At 64.6% G+C, this 16,472-nt stretch carries 16 protein-coding genes; 4 read left to right on the forward strand and 12 right to left on the reverse strand.

The annotated features are described in order from the left end of the window. Nucleotides 1-255 carry a hypothetical protein gene (locus tag ABIB06_RS34860; RefSeq protein WP_247352051.1) on the reverse strand — a complete coding sequence of 85 codons (255 nt, stop codon included), beginning with the start codon at nucleotides 253-255 and terminating at the stop codon, nucleotides 1-3. On the opposite strand from ABIB06_RS34860, the gene ABIB06_RS34865 reads away from it, so the two are divergent. Then, entirely contained in the window at nucleotides 254-628 is a 375-nt protein-coding gene (locus tag ABIB06_RS34865; protein ID WP_247352049.1) for an Hpt domain-containing protein, read from the forward strand. The two genes, ABIB06_RS34860 and ABIB06_RS34865, sit on opposite strands and share 2 nt — an antisense overlap. 164 nt (nucleotides 629-792) lie before the next feature. Continuing rightward, nucleotides 793-1,113 (forward strand): 2Fe-2S iron-sulfur cluster-binding protein, encoded by a 321-nt coding sequence (locus ABIB06_RS34870; RefSeq protein WP_045008721.1) that lies wholly within the window; start codon nucleotides 793-795, stop codon nucleotides 1,111-1,113. A gap of 13 nt (nucleotides 1,114-1,126) precedes the next feature. Here ABIB06_RS34870 and ABIB06_RS34875 read toward each other — a convergent pair whose 3' ends face one another. Then, a complete protein-coding gene (locus ABIB06_RS34875) occupies nucleotides 1,127-1,594 on the reverse strand; it encodes an acyl-CoA thioesterase (RefSeq protein WP_247352047.1) in 468 nt (155 codons plus the stop codon). Between the two features lie 182 nt (nucleotides 1,595-1,776). Here ABIB06_RS34875 and ABIB06_RS34880 point away from each other — a divergent pair, with 182 nt between their 5' ends. Both ABIB06_RS34880 and ABIB06_RS34885 read left to right on the forward strand, forming a co-directional pair. Continuing rightward, nucleotides 1,777-2,805: an NAD(P)/FAD-dependent oxidoreductase gene (locus ABIB06_RS34880; protein ID WP_247446374.1), complete on the forward strand. Its 1,029-nt coding sequence runs from the start codon at nucleotides 1,777-1,779 to the stop codon at nucleotides 2,803-2,805. 122 nt (nucleotides 2,806-2,927) lie between these two features. Next, nucleotides 2,928-3,530 (forward strand): DUF2147 domain-containing protein, encoded by a 603-nt coding sequence (locus ABIB06_RS34885; protein WP_354052836.1) that lies wholly within the window; start codon nucleotides 2,928-2,930, stop codon nucleotides 3,528-3,530. A gap of 69 nt (nucleotides 3,531-3,599) precedes the next feature. Here the strand turns inward: ABIB06_RS34885 and ABIB06_RS34890 are convergent, their stop codons facing one another. The 10 genes from ABIB06_RS34890 to ABIB06_RS34935 all read right to left on the reverse strand — a co-directional run bounded on the left by ABIB06_RS34890 (nucleotide 3,600) and on the right by ABIB06_RS34935 (nucleotide 16,201). Then, complete coding sequence (locus ABIB06_RS34890) at nucleotides 3,600-4,343, reverse strand: mandelate racemase/muconate lactonizing enzyme family protein (RefSeq protein WP_354052838.1); 744 nt, start codon at nucleotides 4,341-4,343, stop codon at nucleotides 3,600-3,602. Further along, nucleotides 4,307-4,804 (reverse strand): enolase-like domain-containing protein, encoded by a 498-nt coding sequence (locus tag ABIB06_RS34895; RefSeq protein ID WP_354052840.1) that lies wholly within the window; start codon nucleotides 4,802-4,804, stop codon nucleotides 4,307-4,309. The genes ABIB06_RS34890 and ABIB06_RS34895 overlap by 37 nt, the downstream gene beginning before the upstream one ends. A 43-nt stretch (nucleotides 4,805-4,847) precedes the next feature. Next, a complete protein-coding gene (gene garD, locus ABIB06_RS34900; RefSeq protein ID WP_354052841.1) occupies nucleotides 4,848-6,389 on the reverse strand; it encodes a galactarate dehydratase in 1,542 nt (513 codons plus the stop codon). A 16-nt stretch (nucleotides 6,390-6,405) separates the two neighbouring features. Continuing rightward, entirely contained in the window at nucleotides 6,406-7,854 is a 1,449-nt protein-coding gene (locus ABIB06_RS34905; RefSeq protein ID WP_247352039.1) for an aldehyde dehydrogenase family protein, read from the reverse strand. A 76-nt stretch (nucleotides 7,855-7,930) separates the two neighbouring features. Next, a complete protein-coding gene (gudD, locus tag ABIB06_RS34910; RefSeq protein ID WP_354052844.1) occupies nucleotides 7,931-9,274 on the reverse strand; it encodes a glucarate dehydratase in 1,344 nt (447 codons plus the stop codon). Nucleotides 9,275-9,303: 29 nt separating this feature from the next. Beyond that, the gene (gene kdgD / locus ABIB06_RS34915; RefSeq protein WP_247352035.1) at nucleotides 9,304-10,248 is read right to left on the reverse strand and encodes a 5-dehydro-4-deoxyglucarate dehydratase; all 945 of its coding nucleotides are present in this window, start codon (nucleotides 10,246-10,248) and stop codon (nucleotides 9,304-9,306) included. A 123-nt stretch (nucleotides 10,249-10,371) separates the two neighbouring features. Further along, nucleotides 10,372-11,277, reverse strand: a complete 906-nt coding sequence (locus tag ABIB06_RS34920) for a LysR family transcriptional regulator (protein WP_247352033.1) — start codon at nucleotides 11,275-11,277, stop codon at nucleotides 10,372-10,374. 122 nt (nucleotides 11,278-11,399) lie between these two features. Next, the gene (locus ABIB06_RS34925; protein WP_247352031.1) at nucleotides 11,400-12,752 is read right to left on the reverse strand and encodes an MFS transporter; all 1,353 of its coding nucleotides are present in this window, start codon (nucleotides 12,750-12,752) and stop codon (nucleotides 11,400-11,402) included. A 319-nt stretch (nucleotides 12,753-13,071) separates the two neighbouring features. Then, nucleotides 13,072-15,024: an SGNH/GDSL hydrolase family protein gene (locus ABIB06_RS34930; protein WP_354052845.1), complete on the reverse strand. Its 1,953-nt coding sequence runs from the start codon at nucleotides 15,022-15,024 to the stop codon at nucleotides 13,072-13,074. A gap of 94 nt (nucleotides 15,025-15,118) precedes the next feature. Beyond that, entirely contained in the window at nucleotides 15,119-16,201 is a 1,083-nt protein-coding gene (locus ABIB06_RS34935; RefSeq protein ID WP_354052847.1) for a lysylphosphatidylglycerol synthase transmembrane domain-containing protein, read from the reverse strand. Nucleotides 16,202-16,472 lie beyond the last annotated feature (271 nt).

Below are 16,472 nucleotides of genomic sequence, written 5' to 3' on the forward strand. Positions count from 1 at the left end.
CTATTGGCAGAGCGTCGCGAATGAAATGGCTGCGATTAAGACATTCTTAATCATCGTTAACAGGATCGCGCCGTAACGCCTTAGCAATACATGAAATTCTCCACCGGACTCGCCGGATTGCGGCAACTTTTCGTCAATAAACAGGCGGATTTGCGCAAAACTGCCGGAACACTTCGTTAACCATTTCCATGCTTCGGTGGAGGGAACCTGACCGCCGAACCGGCGGACATCGCGCGATGCCGGGGCCTGCGCCATGATGCCTGAACTGCAACGGATGGACTGGATGCCCTCGCCCCCGCTTGCACCCATCGACAACCTGCTGGACCTCGATCACCTCTCCCGCATGACGCTCGGCGACGCTGAGCTGGAACAGGAAGTGCTGGCGATGTTTGCCGAGCAGGCGGTCCGCCTGATTGCGGCTATGGCAGCGCTGCCGAGTGATGCCGGCGCACTCGCCCACAAGCTCAAGGGCTCGGCGCGCGGGATCGGCGCTTTTGCGGTGGCGGATGCCGCAGCCAGCCTCGAGACCGCGATCCGGACCGGCCAGGGCCGGCCCCACGCCTTCGCCGCGCTGAAAGAGGCGGTGACCGAGGCTCGCGCCGCCATCGAGACGATCCTGAAGCCTTAGGACGACAGGGCCGAACCGTGCCCTAGTCTTTTGTTTTGACGGGTTTTCTTGCCGCGAAGCGGGATTAACGTCTTATCAAAACGCTATGGCGCCGGGCTGACCGACCCGTTATAGGACAGCCCGGACCCTCCTTCATTCCCAAGATCGCGGCAGTACGAGCACACATGGCCAAAATTCACTTTGTCGATCACAAGGGCGAAACCCGTACGGTGGACGTCGAGAACGGCGCGACCGTGATGGAAGCCGCCATCCGCAACAGCATTCCCGGCATCGAGGCTGAATGCGGTGGCGCCTGCGCCTGCGCCACCTGCCATGTCTATGTCGACGAAGCCTGGCGCGAGAAGGTCGGCAGCCCGACACCGATGGAAGAGGACATGCTCGACTTCGGCTTCGACGTGCGCCCGAACTCGCGCCTGTCCTGCCAGATCAAGGTCTCCGACGAACTCGACGGCCTCGTCGTGGCGACGCCGGAACGCCAGGCCTAACTCTCCGTAGCTATCATGTGCTCGGCGGCGCGACCTCAATGCCGCGCTTGTGCCAGGGTCTGAGCTTCTCGAGCACTTCTGAGGTCAGCGGTGCCGGCCGTCGCGTCGTCTCGTCGAGCATGACGCCGACTGACGTCGCAGACGCAATACATTTCCCGTTCGAAAACACGACCTGCTCGAAGGTCACCGATGTCCGCCCGAGCTTCACCACGCCGAGGCCGAGCTCGATCGTATTCGGCCAGTGCAACTCGGCGCGAAAATGCATGTCGAGCCGCACCATGATCCAGGCAAGTCCCGGCGGCGTCAGGCCGTATTCCGGAAGCTTCATCAGCGTGACACGGCCGGTCTCGAAATAGGTGGCGTAGACCGCGTTGTTGACGTGCTGGTTGGGATCGAGATCACCGAAGCGGACATTGTCGCTGAGGCGAAAAGGGTAGTCCTCCAGGCGCGGCGTCGTATCGAGGCGGCGTGGTGCGTTCACCGATTGATCTCCGTCATATCGTTGCTCGTTACAGCCCAGTTATCCTGACCCGGCAAGTGGGCGCGGCTGCGGGGCGCTCCCGCTTTTATGCCTTCCCTGATCCATCCCCGTTGGCTAGACAGGCAGGGTCACCTCTGCCCGCCGGGCGCCGTGCCACCGATAACGACCGATAAAGAGACGACATGAGCGATGTGATCAAAACCGATGTGCTGATTATTGGCGCCGGCCCCTGCGGTCTGTTCGCCGCCTTCGAGCTTGGCCTTCTCGACATGAAGGCGCATTTCGTCGACATCCTCGACAAGGTCGGCGGCCAGTGCGCCGAACTCTATCCGGAAAAGCCGATCTACGACATTCCCGGCATTCCGCAGGTTTCAGGCCAGGGTCTCACCGAGGCGCTGATGGAGCAGATCAAGCCGTTCCATCCGACCTTCCATCTGGGCGAGATGATCGAGACCGTGGAGAAGATCGGCGATCCCTTGTTCCGCTGCACCACCGACGCCGGCAAGGTGTTCGAATGCAAGGTGCTGGTGATCGCTGCCGGCGGCGGCTCGTTCCAGCCCAAGCGTCCGCCGGTGCCGGGGATCGAAGCCTATGAAGGAAGCTCGGTGCACTACGCCGTGCGCAAGATGGAGACGTTCCGCGACAAGAACGTGCTGATCGTCGGCGGGGGCGATTCCGCGCTCGACTGGACGCTCAATCTGCATCCGATTGCCAACCGCATCACGCTGCTGCACCGTCGCGACGATTTTCGCGCCGCCCCCCACAGCGTCGAGCAGATGCGCGCGCTGGTCGCTGGCGGCAAGATGGATCTGCGGCTCGGCCAGGTCACCGCGCTGTCAGGCAACGAGGGCAAGCTGACCGGTGCCACGATCAAGGGCAACGACAACAATGTGACCGATATTGCCTGCGACACCATGCTGCCGTTCTTCGGGCTGACCATGAAACTCGGTCCGGTCGCGAACTGGGGCATCTCGCTGGAGAACAATCTGGTGCCGGTCGAGACGTCCGCGTTCGAGACAAATGTGCGCGGCATCTTCGCGATCGGCGACATCAACACCTATCCCGGCAAGCTCAAGCTGATCCTGTGCGGTTTCCACGAGGGCGCACTGATGTCGCAAAAAGCCCATCGCTATGTCTATCCGGAGAAGCGGCTCGTGTTCCAGTACACGACTTCGTCCTCCAGCCTGCAAAAGAAGCTCGGTGTCAACTGACGGCGGCGAGCGGGGAGGCGGTGCCCATGTTTCTGGTGCTGGAACCGTTCGCGAAATCGCCGTAGTCTGCGGCCATTGGAGTGACGGCTCAGCAAGGCGATTGGCTTAGCAAGGTGATGATAATGCGGAATCTCTTTTCCAGCTTTCGGCTGTTCTCGCTCCTCGCGCTCGCGATCTCGCTCGGTGCGGTGAGCCCGGCTGCGGCGCAAGTCCAGCAGCCAACCGCCGCGGGTCTTTGGCAGAAGGTCGAAGACGGCAAGACGGTGGGATGGTTTCTCTTCATCGACCACAGCGGTGTGTTCGAAGGCGTGATCGCAAAAACCTTTCCGCGGCCCGGCGACGATCCGAACGAGATCTGCGCGAAATGCACGGACGATCGCAAGAACGCGCCGGTGCTCGGGCTCTCCTTCATCCGCGACATGAAGCGCGACGGCTTGAAGTACGACGGCGGCAACGTGGTCAATCCGCGCGACGGCAACGTCTGGAAGGCCAAGATGACGGTCAGCCCTGATGGCCAGACGCTGACGATGCGCGGCTTCCTCGGCATCTCCCTGTTCGGCAAGGACGAGACCTGGACGCGTCTGCCCGACGCCAACATTGCCCAGGTCGACCCCGCTATCGTCGCGAAATATCTCCCGGCGCAAGCGACCGCCGCGACCAAGCCCGTGCCTGCGCCCGCGGCGAAGAAGGGCGGCGCGATGATGGCGCCAGCGCCGAAGCAGTAGGCCGTTTCCCGCTTAGCTCCGCTGTCATTCCCCGCGGGAGTCGTCGCGCGGTGATGCGTCGGTCGTGCCCTACGCGCTGAAAATGGACTCTCGCACCACTACGTCCGCGCGGCGGCGCACGTCCGGATTAAGCGCAAGCCCGAGGCCGGGCGCACGCGGCGCAGACACGATGCCGTTGTTCACTCTCGGAAGAGCGGTGACGAGATCGCGATACCAGGTCGAGAGCGTCGCGCGCACGACCTCCTGGAAGATCGCGGTCGGCGCATGCAGCGCCAAATGCAGCCCCGCCATCAGCGCGACCGGGCCGGTGCAATCGTGCGGCGCGAGCGGCTTGTTGTGGGCTTCGGCCAGCGCGGCGATTTTGCGCGCCTCGGTCAATCCGCCACACCAGGCGATGTCGAGCATCACCACGTCGATGGCGTCGGCTGCAAGCAGATTGCGGAAGCTCGCCGCGCCCGCCAGCGTTTCGCTGCCGCAGATCGGCGTTTTCACGCGCCGTCTGAGGTCGGCAAGGCCCTGCACATCGTCCATCTTGCCGAGGGGATCCTCGACCCAGAAAACGCCGTAATCTTCGAGCGCGCGGCAGATGCGCTCGGCGGTCTGCGCGCCCCACAGGCTGTGCAGCTCGCACATGATCTCGATGCGTTCGCCGACGGCGGCGCGGATCTTCCGGAACGGTTCGAGACCGGTCTTGAGGTCGATCAGGGAAATCGAATGGCCGCCATTGGCGGCAAAGGGGTCGAATGGCCAGATCTTCATGGCGCCATAGCCTTCGCTCAAAAGGCTTTCGGCGAGCGCTCCAGCGTCGCGCATGAGGCGATCTGATCGTCATAGGGGCCGAGCGCGGCGTCGTCCGCGCCGATCTCGCGGCGCCTGGCGCTCTTCGTATTGTAGGCGTAGCCGGCGCAAGTGTTGTAGGCGCGGATTTCGAGTCGGCTCGCGCCGCCGAGCGCCTCGTGCACGGGAATGCCGTGGCGCTGGCCCTTGAGGTCCCACAACGCGATGTCGATGGCGCTGGCGGCGCGCAGCTCGGCGCTGACGCTGTGGAAGCCGAGATACGGCGTCAGCAACTGACGCGATACGGCTTCGATGCGGCGGGAATCCTGGCCGAGCACCAGCGGTGCTGCGAGCTCATGGACGGCAGCCTCAACGGCCTGCGCCCCTCGAAAGCTCTCGCCGAGGCCGGTGAGCCCTTCGTCCGTTTCGATTTCGACCCAGATCAGGTTGGGCCGTTCCTCGATGCGGATGGTGCGCAAGGTCGTGATGCGGGACATTGAGACGTCCTCTTGATTTTCGGTCAGTGTCTACGCGCGACGCTCACGTCACCGGCGCCGGATTGAACAGCGTGAGATCGTTGTGGATGCCCCAGCGATCCGACCAGGGTTGCGTGCGGCCGCTGGCGACGTCGAGGATCAAGCGGAACAGGTCCCAGCCGGTTTCCTCGATGGTCTTCTCGCCGGTGGCGATGCCGCCGGCATCGAAATCGATCAGGTCCTTCCAGCGGCGCGCAAGCTCGCTGCGGGTCGCGACCTTGATCACGGGCGCAGCCGCAAGGCCGTAAGGCGTGCCGCGGCCGGTGGTGAACACTTGCAGCGTCATCCCGGAGGCGAGCTGCAGCGTGCCGCAGATGAAGTCGGACGCAGGCGTTGCCGCGAACAGCATGCCCTTCTGCGTCGCCTTCTCGCCGGGCGAGAGCACGCCTGTGATGGCGCTCGATCCGGACTTGACGATCGAGCCCAATGACTTCTCGACGATGTTGGCAAGCCCGCCCTTCTTGTTGCCGGGCGTGGTGTTGGCGCTGCGATCGGCGCCGCCGCGGGCCAGATAGGAATCGTACCAGGCCATCTCGCGCACCAGCGCGCGGCCGACGTCCTCGTTGATGGCGCGTCGGGTGAGCAGCTGGATCGCGTCGCGCACTTCGGTGACTTCGGAGAACATCACGGTGGCGCCGGCACGCACCAGCAGGTCCGCGGCGAAGCCGACGGCCGGGTTCGCGGTGACGCCGGAGAAGGCGTCGCTACCGCCGCATTGCAGGCCGATGACGAGATCGGCGGCCGGGCAGGTCTCACGGGTGCGCTTGTTGAGGATTTTCAGGCGGGCTTCGGCCTGGGTCATGATCGCGTCGACGATCGCGCCAAAACCGTCGAAGGCTTCGTCCTGCATGCGCACGATGGCGTTGCTGACGCCTTCCGGCACCAGGCGCTCGGGCGCGAGCTTTTCGCAGCCAAGACTGATGACCAGGATCTCGCCACCGAAGTTCGGGTTCTGCGCGATGTTTTGCAGCGTGCGGATCGGAATCACTGCGTCGGGCGCGTTGATGGCGACGCCGCAGCCATAGGCATGCGTCAGCGGCACGACGTCGTCGACGTTCGGATATTTCGGCAGCAGCTCGGCGCGGATGCGCTTCACCGCATATTCCATCGTGCCCTTGACGCATTGCACGGAGGAGGAGATGCCGAGAATGTTCTTGGTGCCGACCGAGCCGTCGGAATTGCGGAAGCCCTCGAAGGTAAAACCTTCGAGCGGCGGCAGCGGCGCGGGCACGGCGGTCGAGATTTCGAGCTTGTCGAGGGCAGGGGCCTCCGGCATGCGGATGCGCGCCTCGTCCACCCATTCGCCGGCCAGGATCGGCGAGAGCGCGTGGCCGATCACCTCGCCGTAGCGGATGATCGGCTGATCCTGTGCAATGTCGACCAGGGCCGTCTTGTGTCCTTGCGGCACGAAGGCGCGCAGCGTCAGCCCGCAGGCAAAGCGGGAGCCGGCGGGAAGCCCGAAATCATTGACGACGATCGCGACATTGTCGCGCTCGTGGAGCTTGATGTAGCGCGGCTGCTCTTTCGCTGCGACGTCCTGGTCCATTTGATATTCCCCGTGGTTAGCCGGGATAGGTATAGGCGGTCTTCACCGTCGTGTAGAACTCGCGGGCATAGGAGCCCTGCTCGCGGGCACCGTAGCTCGAACCCTTCCGGCCGCCGAACGGCACGTGATAGTCGACGCCGGCGGTCGGGAGATTGACCATCACCATGCCGGACTCGCTGTTGCGCTTGTAGTGCGAGGCGTATTTCAGGCTGGAGGTGCAGATGCCGGAAGCGAGGCCGAACTCGGTGTCGTTAGAGATCGCCAGCGCCTCCTCGTAGTTCTTGGCGCGAATGACGGTAGCCACCGGCCCGAAGATCTCTTCGCGCGCGATGCGCATGTTGTTGTTGGCTTCGGTGAACAGCGCCGGCTGGAGGTAGTGGCCGGGCGTCTCGCGCTTGAGCAGCTCGCCGCCCCAAGCGAGCTTGGCGCCCTCGTCCTGGCCGATCTTGATGTAGCGCAGGTCCTGGTCGAGCTGGCTCTGGTCGACCACGGGGCCGATATGCACGCCGGCCTTGAGCGCGTCGTCCACCGACAGGCCCTTCAGGCGCTCGGCCATTGCGGCGACGAAGCGGTCATGGATGCCTTCGGTGACGATCAGGCGGGACGAAGCAGTGCAGCGCTGGCCGGTCGAGAAATAGGCGCCGTTGACGGCGACCTCGACGGCGGTCTTGAGGTCGGCGTCGTCGAGCACGACCAGCGGGTTCTTGCCGCCCATCTCGAGCTGGAACTTCTTCATCGGGTTCGACAGCACGCAGGCTTGCGCGATCTTGCGCCCCGTCTGCACCGAGCCGGTGAAGGAGATCGCCGCGACATCCGGGTGCTCGAGCAGGGTCTGCCCGACCACCGAGCCGGAGCCGATCACGAGGTTGAACACGCCGGCAGGAATGCCGGAACGGGTGATGATCTCGGACAGCGCATGCGCCGAGCCCGGCACCAGCTCGGCCGGCTTGAACACGACGGTGTTGCCGTAGCAGAGCGCCGGCGCGATCTTCCAGGCGGGGATCGCGATCGGGAAATTCCAGGGCGTGATCATGCCGACGACTCCGACCGGCTCACGGGTGAGCTCGACGTCGATGCCGGGACGCACCGAGGCGCCCTTCTCGCCGATCAGGCGCAGCGCTTCGCCGGCGAAGAACGCAAAAATCTGGCCGGCGCGCGCGACCTCGCCGATGCCCTCAGGCAGGGTCTTGCCTTCCTCGCGGGCGAGCAGGCGGCCGAGTTCTTCTTTGCGGGCGATGATCTCGAGAGAGATCTTGTTCAGCGCGTCATAGCGCACCTGCGGCGTCGACTGCGCCCAGGCGGGGAAGGCGGCCTTGGCGGCGGCGACGGCCTTCTCGGTCTGCGCCTTGTCGGCCTTGGCGTATTCGCCGACGACGTCGTTGGTGTTGGAGGGATTGATGTTCCTGGTGACGGCGGAGCCATCGACCCATTCGCCGCCGATGAAGTTCTTCAGGATCGCAGTCATGTTGTCCTCCTTGTTTGAGAAGCATGATCCTTATCGGAAAACCGGTGTCCAATTGTCCGGGATCATGCCTGAATTCTTAACGCACGAGGCAGGGACGCTTGTCGTCGAAGGTCCAGCCGGGGATCAGGTCCTGCATGGCAATAGCGTCATCGCGGGCGCCGAGTCCATGCTGCTTGTAGAGGTCATGCGCTGCGTCGATGGCGGCCCTGTCGATTTCGATACCCAGGCCCGGCCTGTCAGGCACGGCGATCTTGCCGCCCTTGATCTGGAGCGGCTCCTTGGTCAGCGCCTGGCCGTCCTGCCAGATCCAGTGGGTGTCGATCGCGGTGACCTTGCCGGGGGCGGCGGCGCCGACATGGGTGAACATGGCGAGCGAGATGTCGAAATGGTTGTTGGAGTGCGAGCCCCAGGTCAGGCCGTTGTCGCGGCAGGTCTGGGCCACGCGCACCGAGCCTTGCATGGTCCAGAAATGGGGATCGGCCAGCGGAATGTCCACCGCGCCCAGCCGCAACGCATGAGAGAGCTGCCGCCAGTCGGTTGCGATCATGTTGGTCGCGGTCGGCAGGCCAGTTGCACGGCGGAACTCGGCCATGATCTCACGGCCGGAGAAGCCGCTTTCCGCGCCGCAGGGGTCTTCGGCATAGGCGAGGATGCCGTGCATGTCCTTGCAGAGGCTGACAGCCTCGTCGAGCGACCATGCGCCGTTGGGATCGAGCGTCACGCGCGCGTTCGGAAAGCGCCTGGCGATCGCGGTGACGGCTTCGATCTCCTGCTCGCCGCGCAGCACGCCGCCCTTCAGCTTGAAATCGGCGAAGCCGTAATGGTCGTGGGTGGCTTCCGCGAGCCGCACCACGGTTTCCGGCGTCATCGCCTGCTGATGGCGGAGGTTGAACCATTCGGCCTTGCCCGTCTCGCCCTTGACGTAGGCGAGTTTGCTCTTGCCAATGTCGCCGACGAAGAAGAGATAGCCGAGCGTCTCGACGCTGTTGCGCTGCTGGCCCTCGCCGAGCAGGGCTGCGACCGGCAGGTCGAGATGCTGCCCGAGCAAATCGAGCAGCGCGGACTCCACGGCCGTGACGGCGTGGATCATGACCCGGAGATCAAAAGTCTGCTTGCCGCGGCCGCCGGAATCGCGATCGGCGAAAGCCGTCCTGATATCGGCGAGGATGTTGTTCATCGCGCCGACGGTCTTGCCGATCACGAGATCACGGGCGTCCTGCAGCGTCTGCCAGATCTTCTGCCCGCCCGGCACCTCGCCGAGGCCGGTGTGACCGGCATTGTCGGTGAGGATGACGATGTTGCGGGTGAAGAACGGCGCGTGCGCGCCGCTCAGATTGAGGAGCATGCTGTCACGGCCCGCGACCGGGATCACTTGCATCGCCGTGACGACCGGTGCACCCGAGATTTCAGTCTGGGCCATCGCACGCTCCTCCCTGTTGTGTTCTATCGTTATTCTGCCGCCTGTTGTGACGATCGAATGGCGGGCAGGTTCTTCACCAGCGCGGCCACTTCTGCGATCTCCTGCTCGGAGAGGTCGGTGAGCGGCGGGCGGACCGGACCGGAATCGCGGCCGATCACCTTCATGCCGGCCTTGATGATCGAAACCGCATAGCCCTTCTTGCGGTTGCGGATCGCGATCAGCGGCAGGATGAAATCCTTCAGCCCGGCGTGGATCGTCGCATGGTCGCGCTTGCGCACGGCGGCGTAGAAGTTGGTGGCGAATTCCGGAACGAAGTTGAACACGGCGGAGGAGTAGGTCGTCACGCCCATGTCGAGATAGGGCAGCGCGAACGTCTCCGCGGTCGGCAGGCCCCCGATATAGGTGAGGCGATCGCCGAGCTTGGTGTAGACGCGGGTCATCAGCTCGATGTCGCCGATGCCGTCCTTGTAGCCGACGAGGTTCGGGCAGCGCTCGGCAAGGCGAGCGAGCGTATCGGGCTGAAGGATCGCGTTGTCGCGGTTGTAGACGATGACGCCGATCTTCACGGAGGCGCAGATCGCTTCGACATGGGCAGCGAGGCCGTCCTGCTCGGCATGGGTGAGATAGGGCGGCAGCAGTAGCAGGCCGTCGGCGCCGGCCTTCTCGGCGCCGATCGCGATCTCGCGCGCGGTGGCGGTGCCGTAGCCGGTGCCGGCGAGCACGGGCACGCGGCCCTTGGTCTCGTCCACGGCGATCTTGACGATATGCGGAACCTCTGCCGCCGTCAGCGAGAAGAACTCGCCGGTGCCGCCGGCGGCGAACAGGCCGGCAACGTCATAGCCGCACAGCCAGTCCATGTTGGCGCGGTAGGTCGTCTCGTCGAAGGAGTAATCCGCCTTGAACGGTGTGACGGGGAAGGACAGGAGGCCGGATCCGATCTTCTGGGCCATTTCCTGCGGGGTCATCTTGCTCATGGGCGCTGCTCCCTTGTCTCGTGTTGTGGAGGACGCAAGCCTGCGCGTCCATGCGCCGTGGTTTAGGAGACCGTTCGATGCGCGTCCAAGCCAAAGCCTATATCGACCAATGCGAAATCAGCATCAATCTTCCCTCACCTCCGCCGAGGACAATTCGCTCGCGATTTTGACGAGCGCCGAGAGCAGCGGATTCTCGTCGTCGCGCCGCCAGACCATGAACAGCTCGACGGGAACGCGCGTGCGCAGCTTCAGCGGCCGCAGGCGGACGTCCGCGATCTTCAGGCTCGCCGCCGCCGCCGGCACGATCGCAAGGCCGAGGCCGGCGCGCACCATGGCGAGGATCGAGTGGATCTGGCTCAGGTGCTGCACGTAGCGCGGCAAAATGTCGGCGCGGGTGAACATCGCCACCAGCACGTCGTGAAAATAGCGGCTCTCATAGGGCGAATACATCACGAAGGGCTGGTTGTCGAAATCCTTGATGGTGATGCTCTCGGCATTCGCCAGCGGATGCTTTTTCGGGATCGCGGCGAGCAGGGGCTCGGCGACGACGCGGCGGCTGGCGATCTCGGGACGCGCGATCGGAGGCCTGAGCAAGCCGGCATCGATCTGGCCCGAGGACAGCGCCTCGAACTGGTCGCCGGACACCATCTCCTTCAGTGAGAAGTCCACCTCGGGCAGCTTGGCACGGCAGGCGGCGACGAGCTCGGGCAGGAAGCCGTAGGCGGCGGCCGCGGTGAAGCCGATCTTCAGCGAGCCGGTCTTGCCGAGCGCGATGCGGCGGGCGACTTGCGAGGCGCTTTCCGCAAGCTTCAGGATGCGCCGCGCTTCCGGCAGGAAGCTGCGCCCGGCAGGCGTCAGCCGCACCGAGCGGCTGGTGCGCTCCAGCAGCGGCGCGTCGATGATGTGCTCGAGCACCTGGATCTGCCGGGACAGCGGCGGCTGGGTCATGTTCAGCCGCGCCGCGGCGCGGCCGAAATGCAATTCTTCCGCCACCGTGACGAAACAGCGGAGCTGGTTAAGGTCAAACATCGATACATGCCTTAGATGGATAAGGCGTTTCCCCGGCACTTCTAGCATCGATTACCCCCAAAACAAAGACGGCGGCTGTGAAGCCGCCGTTAAGTTGCCTGGTCAAGCTCCCATGGGAGCCCTCAGGAGGAACGTTTGAGCACCACGCGCTCGATCTTGCCCACGATCACGAGATAGGCGAATGCGGCCACCAGCGCATTGGCGCCGACGAATATCAGCGCGCCGTTGAACGAGCCGGTCGCGGCCAGGATGTAGCCGATCACGATCGGGGTGCTGATCGAGGAGAGATTGCCGAAGGTGTTGAACAGACCGCCCGAGACGCCGCCGGCTTCCTTGGGCGAGGTATCGGAGACGACAGCCCAGCCGAGCGCGCCGATGCCCTTGCCGAAGAAGGCGAGCGCCATGAAGCCGACCACCAGCGCCTGCCCGTCGACATAGTTGCAGGCGATGATCGACATCGACAGCAGCATGCCGCCGACGATCGGAATCTTGCGCGCCATGGTCAGCGAACCCGTCTTGCGCAGGATGGCGTCGGAGATGACGCCGCCGAGCACGCCGCCGATGAAGCCGCACAGCGCCGGCAGCGTCGCGACGAAGCCGGCCTGCAGGATCGACAGGCCGCGCTCCTTGACGAGATAGACCGGGAACCAGGTCAGGAAGAAATAAGTCAGCGTGTTGATGCAGTACTGGCCGAGATAAACGCCGAGCATCATGCGGTTGGAGAGCAGCTGGCGGATGTGATCCCAGCCGGGGCCGGAAGCCGCCGCGCGCTCATGCTTCAGATCGTCTTTGGGCGCGTCGAGGTCAACCAATGCGCCGCCTTCTTTGATGTAGTCGAACTCGGCCTCGTTGATGCCGGGATGCTCCTTCGGACCATAGATGGTCTTGATCCAGACCAGACCCATCACGACGCCGAGCGCGCCCATCACGAAGAACACGTAGCGCCAGCCGTAGTCATGCGCGATCCAGCCCATCAGCGGCGCGAAGATCACGGTCGCGAAATACTGTCCGGAATTGAAGAAGGCCGACGCAGTCCCGCGCTCGTTGCTCGGAAACCAGGCCGCGACGATGCGGGCATTGGCGGGGAATGAGGGCGCTTCTGCGATGCCGACCAGGAAGCGCAGACCGAACAGCACGGTGATTGCGGTGCCGGCGCTCAAGAAGCCGACCCAGCCCTGCAGGGTCGTGAACAGCGACCAGACGATGATGCTGAAGGCATAGACGAGGCGCGAGCCATAGCGGTCGAGCAGCCAGCCGCCCGGCACCTGCGCGAGCACATAGGACCAGCCGAAGGCCGAGAAGATGTAGCCCATGGCGACGGGATCGAGATGCAACTCCTTGGAGAGCGCGGGACCCGCGATCGACAGCGTGGCGCGATCGGCATAATTGACGGTCGTGACCAGGAACAACATGGTCACGATGAACAGCCTGACGCGAGACCTCCTCACGTCCGCTGTGGACATCACTGCGCTCATTACGCGCCTCCTTAGAACTCGAAACGTTTCCTCACGACGACTCCTAGAGGCGCGCGCGGCAAAGTGTCCAAGCTCAAGGCAGCATCGATCGATGCCGTTTTTGGATTGATGGAACGGCAGGTGAGCGGGAACGATGTGTGGTGATGGCGAACCCGATTGCGCCACGCGTGCCGTTGTCATTCCCCGCGAAGGCGGGGAATCCTGGACGCCGCGACGTCTCGATTCAATCACGTCTGTCACGGAGTACTCGATCGCCTGCCCCAGTGCGCAAGGGCGCACAAGGCGGGCGATGGCAGTGTGCGTGTAGAGGTTGCGTGAACTATTGCTGCGCGCCCGGCAGCAGCGGTGCGAGCAGCCCGCGTGTCACGCCCGGCGGCGCGGCATCCAGACCAAGCACTGCGGCCGCGGCCGGCAGTGCGGCATCCGCCATCGCGGCGTGGCCTTCGGCGCTTGGGTGCACGGCGCCGCCATAGATGGCGGAGAGCACGCCCCAGGTCGCGTCGTGGATGTCGGTCGGCTGGCTCGCCGCCGGCAAGCCTTGCGGATAGGTCATCGCGGCGAAGTAACTGTCATTGGCGTCGCGGATCCAGCGCGCGCGCGGCAAATAGGCGCGGAATTCGGAGGCGCCGCGGCCGCACAGCATCGGCTGGCTCGCCGCGCTCACGATATCAGGATTGAAGCTCTGGCCGTTCTCGGCAAAGCAGGTGCGGTCGAATTCGGGATCGTTGCCCGAATGCGCGCAGAAGCCGTGATCGGCGAACGCCGCCTGATGCGAATCCACGAAGGTCATGCGGTCGGCCTCGGGATCGCGGCACAGCGCGCCCCGGGTGCAGGTGGCGAGGCCCTTTAGCGCCGGCAAGAATTCGGTGTCGACGAAAGTCGAGACGCGGGCGAGGCGCTGCGGATCGGCGTTGAAGGCGGGATGGATGTCGAACCCGGCGCGGCCGCCGCGGCAGGGCACGCCGCCGTCTGCGAGCGCTGGGTTGGCGTAGGAGACGTAGACCACGTGCGAGAGGTCGCCGCCGACCAGCGGCTTCAGCGCCTCGCGCAGCTTGACGAAATTCTGCGGCAGCTCGCGCGCCAGCGCATCGCGGGAATCATCGACGCTCGCCATCACGCCGGAGCGGCGGAATAGCGCGCGCTCGGTCGCGGTCTCGACGATCACGTCGGCGACGAGGCCGGAGAAATAGACGTCGTTGGCGCCGACCGAGAGCAGCACGAGGTCGAGCGTGCGCTCGGGCTGGCGCTTCTTTGCGGCGGTCAGCGCCTCGCGCAGCTCGGCGACTTGCGCGTTCACGCTGGTGTTGCAGACGCCGGTCTTGCCGGGCGGGCATTCGCGGGCGCGCTGCGAGCCGAGCAGCCCGTCGCCGATGCTGGCGCCGGTGCAGGCGAGCGGCAGAAAGGTCACCGCGACGTGGGTGTAGCGTACCGCGAGCGCCAGCGCGGTGCGGGCCTGGTAGCTGTAGAGCGAGCGGTGGCAGGGCGAGTTGAACCAGAGCGCGCTGTAACGCTGCCAGTTGGCGAGCGTATCCGGCGCCTCGCAGGCGCGGCCGCCTTTATATCCGGCCCGGCTCGGCCGGTAATACTGCGCGCCGGCGGTGCCGAGATAAGAGCGGAAGCAAAAACCTTCGTCCGACAGCGCCAGCGGCCGGTCCGGATTGCCTTCCCCCGAGGCGATGCTATCCCCGAGGCCAGCGACGAAGATGTCGCGGACCTGGATCTCGGTCTGGACGCGTTGGGTCGGATCGGAGCCGGAGGAGACGTCGACGCTCGCGACCGTCTGCTTGCCGTAGCGGACCCGCAGATTGACCGGCTCGGCGCAGTCGAAGGTGGATTGTTGCGGCCCTTCGCCGTCGTCGAACGACCAGGCGCAGGTGGCGCCGACCGGCACTGCACCGGTGAGGCGCACGGTGACGGGGTGGTCAACCGGGGTGATATAGTCTTCCTTTGTATTGTCGCGGGTGCAGGGCTGGTTGACCCGGCCCTGTAGGTCGATGCAGAGCCGGTTGACCATGTTGCGGGCCCAGCCGCGGCCCTCGCTCTGGAGTTCGAGCGACTGCTCGGCGGAGAGGATGCTGCGGTTACGCGCACTCTCGACATGGAGCTGGAAGTCGCGCTCCTCGCGGAACAACCGGAAGCGGTTGCGCACCTCCCAGCTGATCTGCATGGCGCCCGCGTCCTGCGCGGCCACCCGCTCCAGCGGCAAGGCGGTGAGGAGCCCGGCGAGCAGCAGGGCGCCGGCGAGGAAACGGCGAAGGGATACAGGGATCATGTCCCGCGTCTTCAACGGCAAAGTTGAGGCGGAAATAAGAGAGGAACAGCTCCCCCGCCTGCAACATTGGTCTGACGGCTTTGCTGGCCGCCGTCTAGCGTTTGCTGGCCTGCCGAAGCGACCGCTCGCGCTCCATCGCTGCCACCTGCTGGGGCAGGTTGGACTGCGCGCAGGCCTCCGCCAGCCGTCGGCGCTCCTGCCAGGGCTCCACCACATTCATCCAGAGCTCGCGTGCGCCCATGATGGAGATGGCAAGACCGAACGGAATGACGAAATAGAGGATGCGGAAGACGAGGAGCGTGGCCAAAAGCTGCTCGCGGCCGAATTCGGGCAGCGCCACCAGCATGGCGGCGTCGAACACGCCGAGCGAGCCGGGAGCGTGGCTGGCGAAGCCGAGCAGTGTCGCCAAGATGAACACCACCGAGAGCGACAGGAAGTCGATCTGCGGATTGGCCGGCACCAGAAGGTACATCGCCAGCGCGCAGAAACCGAGATCGACGACGCCGATCAGGATCTGCACCAGCGTCAGCGGCGCCGACGGCAGCACCACCTTCCAGCCCTTCTGGCCGAGCTCGCGGCGCTTCTCGCCCATGCAGAGCCAGACCAGATAGGCGCCGATCGAGGCGAGGCCGCCGAGCGCGATCAGCCGATTGATCGACGACGGCAGCTGATCCATGTAGGAGGCGGCAGCCGGGTGGATGGCCATGCCGATCGAGAGCACGAAGATGTTACCGAGCCAGAAGGTCAGGCCGGACAGGAAGCAGATTTTCGCGACGTCGATCGCATTCAGCCCGTAATCCGAATAGATCCGGAAGCGGATCGCCCCGCCGGTAAAAACCGTGGCGCCGATATTGTGACCGATCGAATAGGACGTGAAGCTGGAGAGCGCTGCGATGCGATAGGGCACGTGCTTCTTGCCGATCGTTCGCAGTGCAAAAAAGTCGTAGAAGGTCAGCGTACAGAACGCGAAGCACACGCAGATCGCCGCCAGCCCGATATTGCCGCGGGGAATCTCGGTCAGCGCGGTCAGGATGACCCCGGTATCGATGCCCTTGAGGGTCCGCACCAGCGTGGTGATGGCGAAAGCGATGATGAAGACGCTCGCCGCAATGCCGAGGCGTCGCCAGCCGATCCATCTCGTGAAGCCGCGTTTCAGCGCGGGCAGCAATCCGTGCATTCATCCTCCCGGCAGGGGCAAGACCGACCAGGCCAGACATTGGCCGGTCGGGTACGATCCAAGGCCAAAGGTCGGCGTTGATCGCTAGGCATGATGTAGCTCATTTAGGCATGATGTAGCTCACTTAAGGCAAAAACAGTGACTTGTGCAGCCCTTGACAACGATAGGTTCTGCGCTGGACACGCTACTTTTGTCACACGCGGTTCACATCGGAGGCGCGTTAAGCATATGAGTCGTGGGCCCGATCGCGTCCCTATCTGACATGGTTTCA

This window comes from Bradyrhizobium sp. LB8.2, assembly GCF_040548035.1.
Taxonomy (GTDB): domain Bacteria; phylum Pseudomonadota; class Alphaproteobacteria; order Rhizobiales; family Xanthobacteraceae; genus Bradyrhizobium.

What these genes read in the sequence shown, in the direction of transcription:
- ABIB06_RS34925 (WP_247352031.1), bottom strand. Translation starts at nt 12,752, where the DNA reads ATGAGCGCAGTGATGTCCACAGCGGACGTGAGGAGGTCTCGCGTCAGG.
- ABIB06_RS34895 (WP_354052840.1), bottom strand. Translation starts at nt 4,804, where the DNA reads ATGTCCCGCATCACGACCTTGCGCACCATCCGCATCGAGGAACGGCCC.
- ABIB06_RS34880 (WP_247446374.1), top strand. Translation starts at nt 1,777, where the DNA reads ATGAGCGATGTGATCAAAACCGATGTGCTGATTATTGGCGCCGGCCCC.
- ABIB06_RS34865 (WP_247352049.1), top strand. Translation starts at nt 254, where the DNA reads ATGATGCCTGAACTGCAACGGATGGACTGGATGCCCTCGCCCCCGCTT.
- ABIB06_RS34920 (WP_247352033.1), bottom strand. Translation starts at nt 11,277, where the DNA reads ATGTTTGACCTTAACCAGCTCCGCTGTTTCGTCACGGTGGCGGAAGAA.
- ABIB06_RS34870 (WP_045008721.1), top strand. Translation starts at nt 793, where the DNA reads ATGGCCAAAATTCACTTTGTCGATCACAAGGGCGAAACCCGTACGGTG.
- ABIB06_RS34890 (WP_354052838.1), bottom strand. Translation starts at nt 4,343, where the DNA reads ATGCGCGACGCTGGAGCGCTCGCCGAAAGCCTTTTGAGCGAAGGCTAT.
- gudD (WP_354052844.1), bottom strand. Translation starts at nt 9,274, where the DNA reads ATGGCCCAGACTGAAATCTCGGGTGCACCGGTCGTCACGGCGATGCAA.
- ABIB06_RS34935 (WP_354052847.1), bottom strand. Translation starts at nt 16,201, where the DNA reads ATGCACGGATTGCTGCCCGCGCTGAAACGCGGCTTCACGAGATGGATC.
- ABIB06_RS34905 (WP_247352039.1), bottom strand. Translation starts at nt 7,854, where the DNA reads ATGACTGCGATCCTGAAGAACTTCATCGGCGGCGAATGGGTCGATGGC.
- kdgD (WP_247352035.1), bottom strand. Translation starts at nt 10,248, where the DNA reads ATGAGCAAGATGACCCCGCAGGAAATGGCCCAGAAGATCGGATCCGGC.
- ABIB06_RS34860 (WP_247352051.1), bottom strand. Translation starts at nt 255, where the DNA reads ATGGCGCAGGCCCCGGCATCGCGCGATGTCCGCCGGTTCGGCGGTCAG.
- garD (WP_354052841.1), bottom strand. Translation starts at nt 6,389, where the DNA reads ATGGACCAGGACGTCGCAGCGAAAGAGCAGCCGCGCTACATCAAGCTC.
- ABIB06_RS34930 (WP_354052845.1), bottom strand. Translation starts at nt 15,024, where the DNA reads ATGATCCCTGTATCCCTTCGCCGTTTCCTCGCCGGCGCCCTGCTGCTC.
- ABIB06_RS34885 (WP_354052836.1), top strand. Translation starts at nt 2,928, where the DNA reads ATGCGGAATCTCTTTTCCAGCTTTCGGCTGTTCTCGCTCCTCGCGCTC.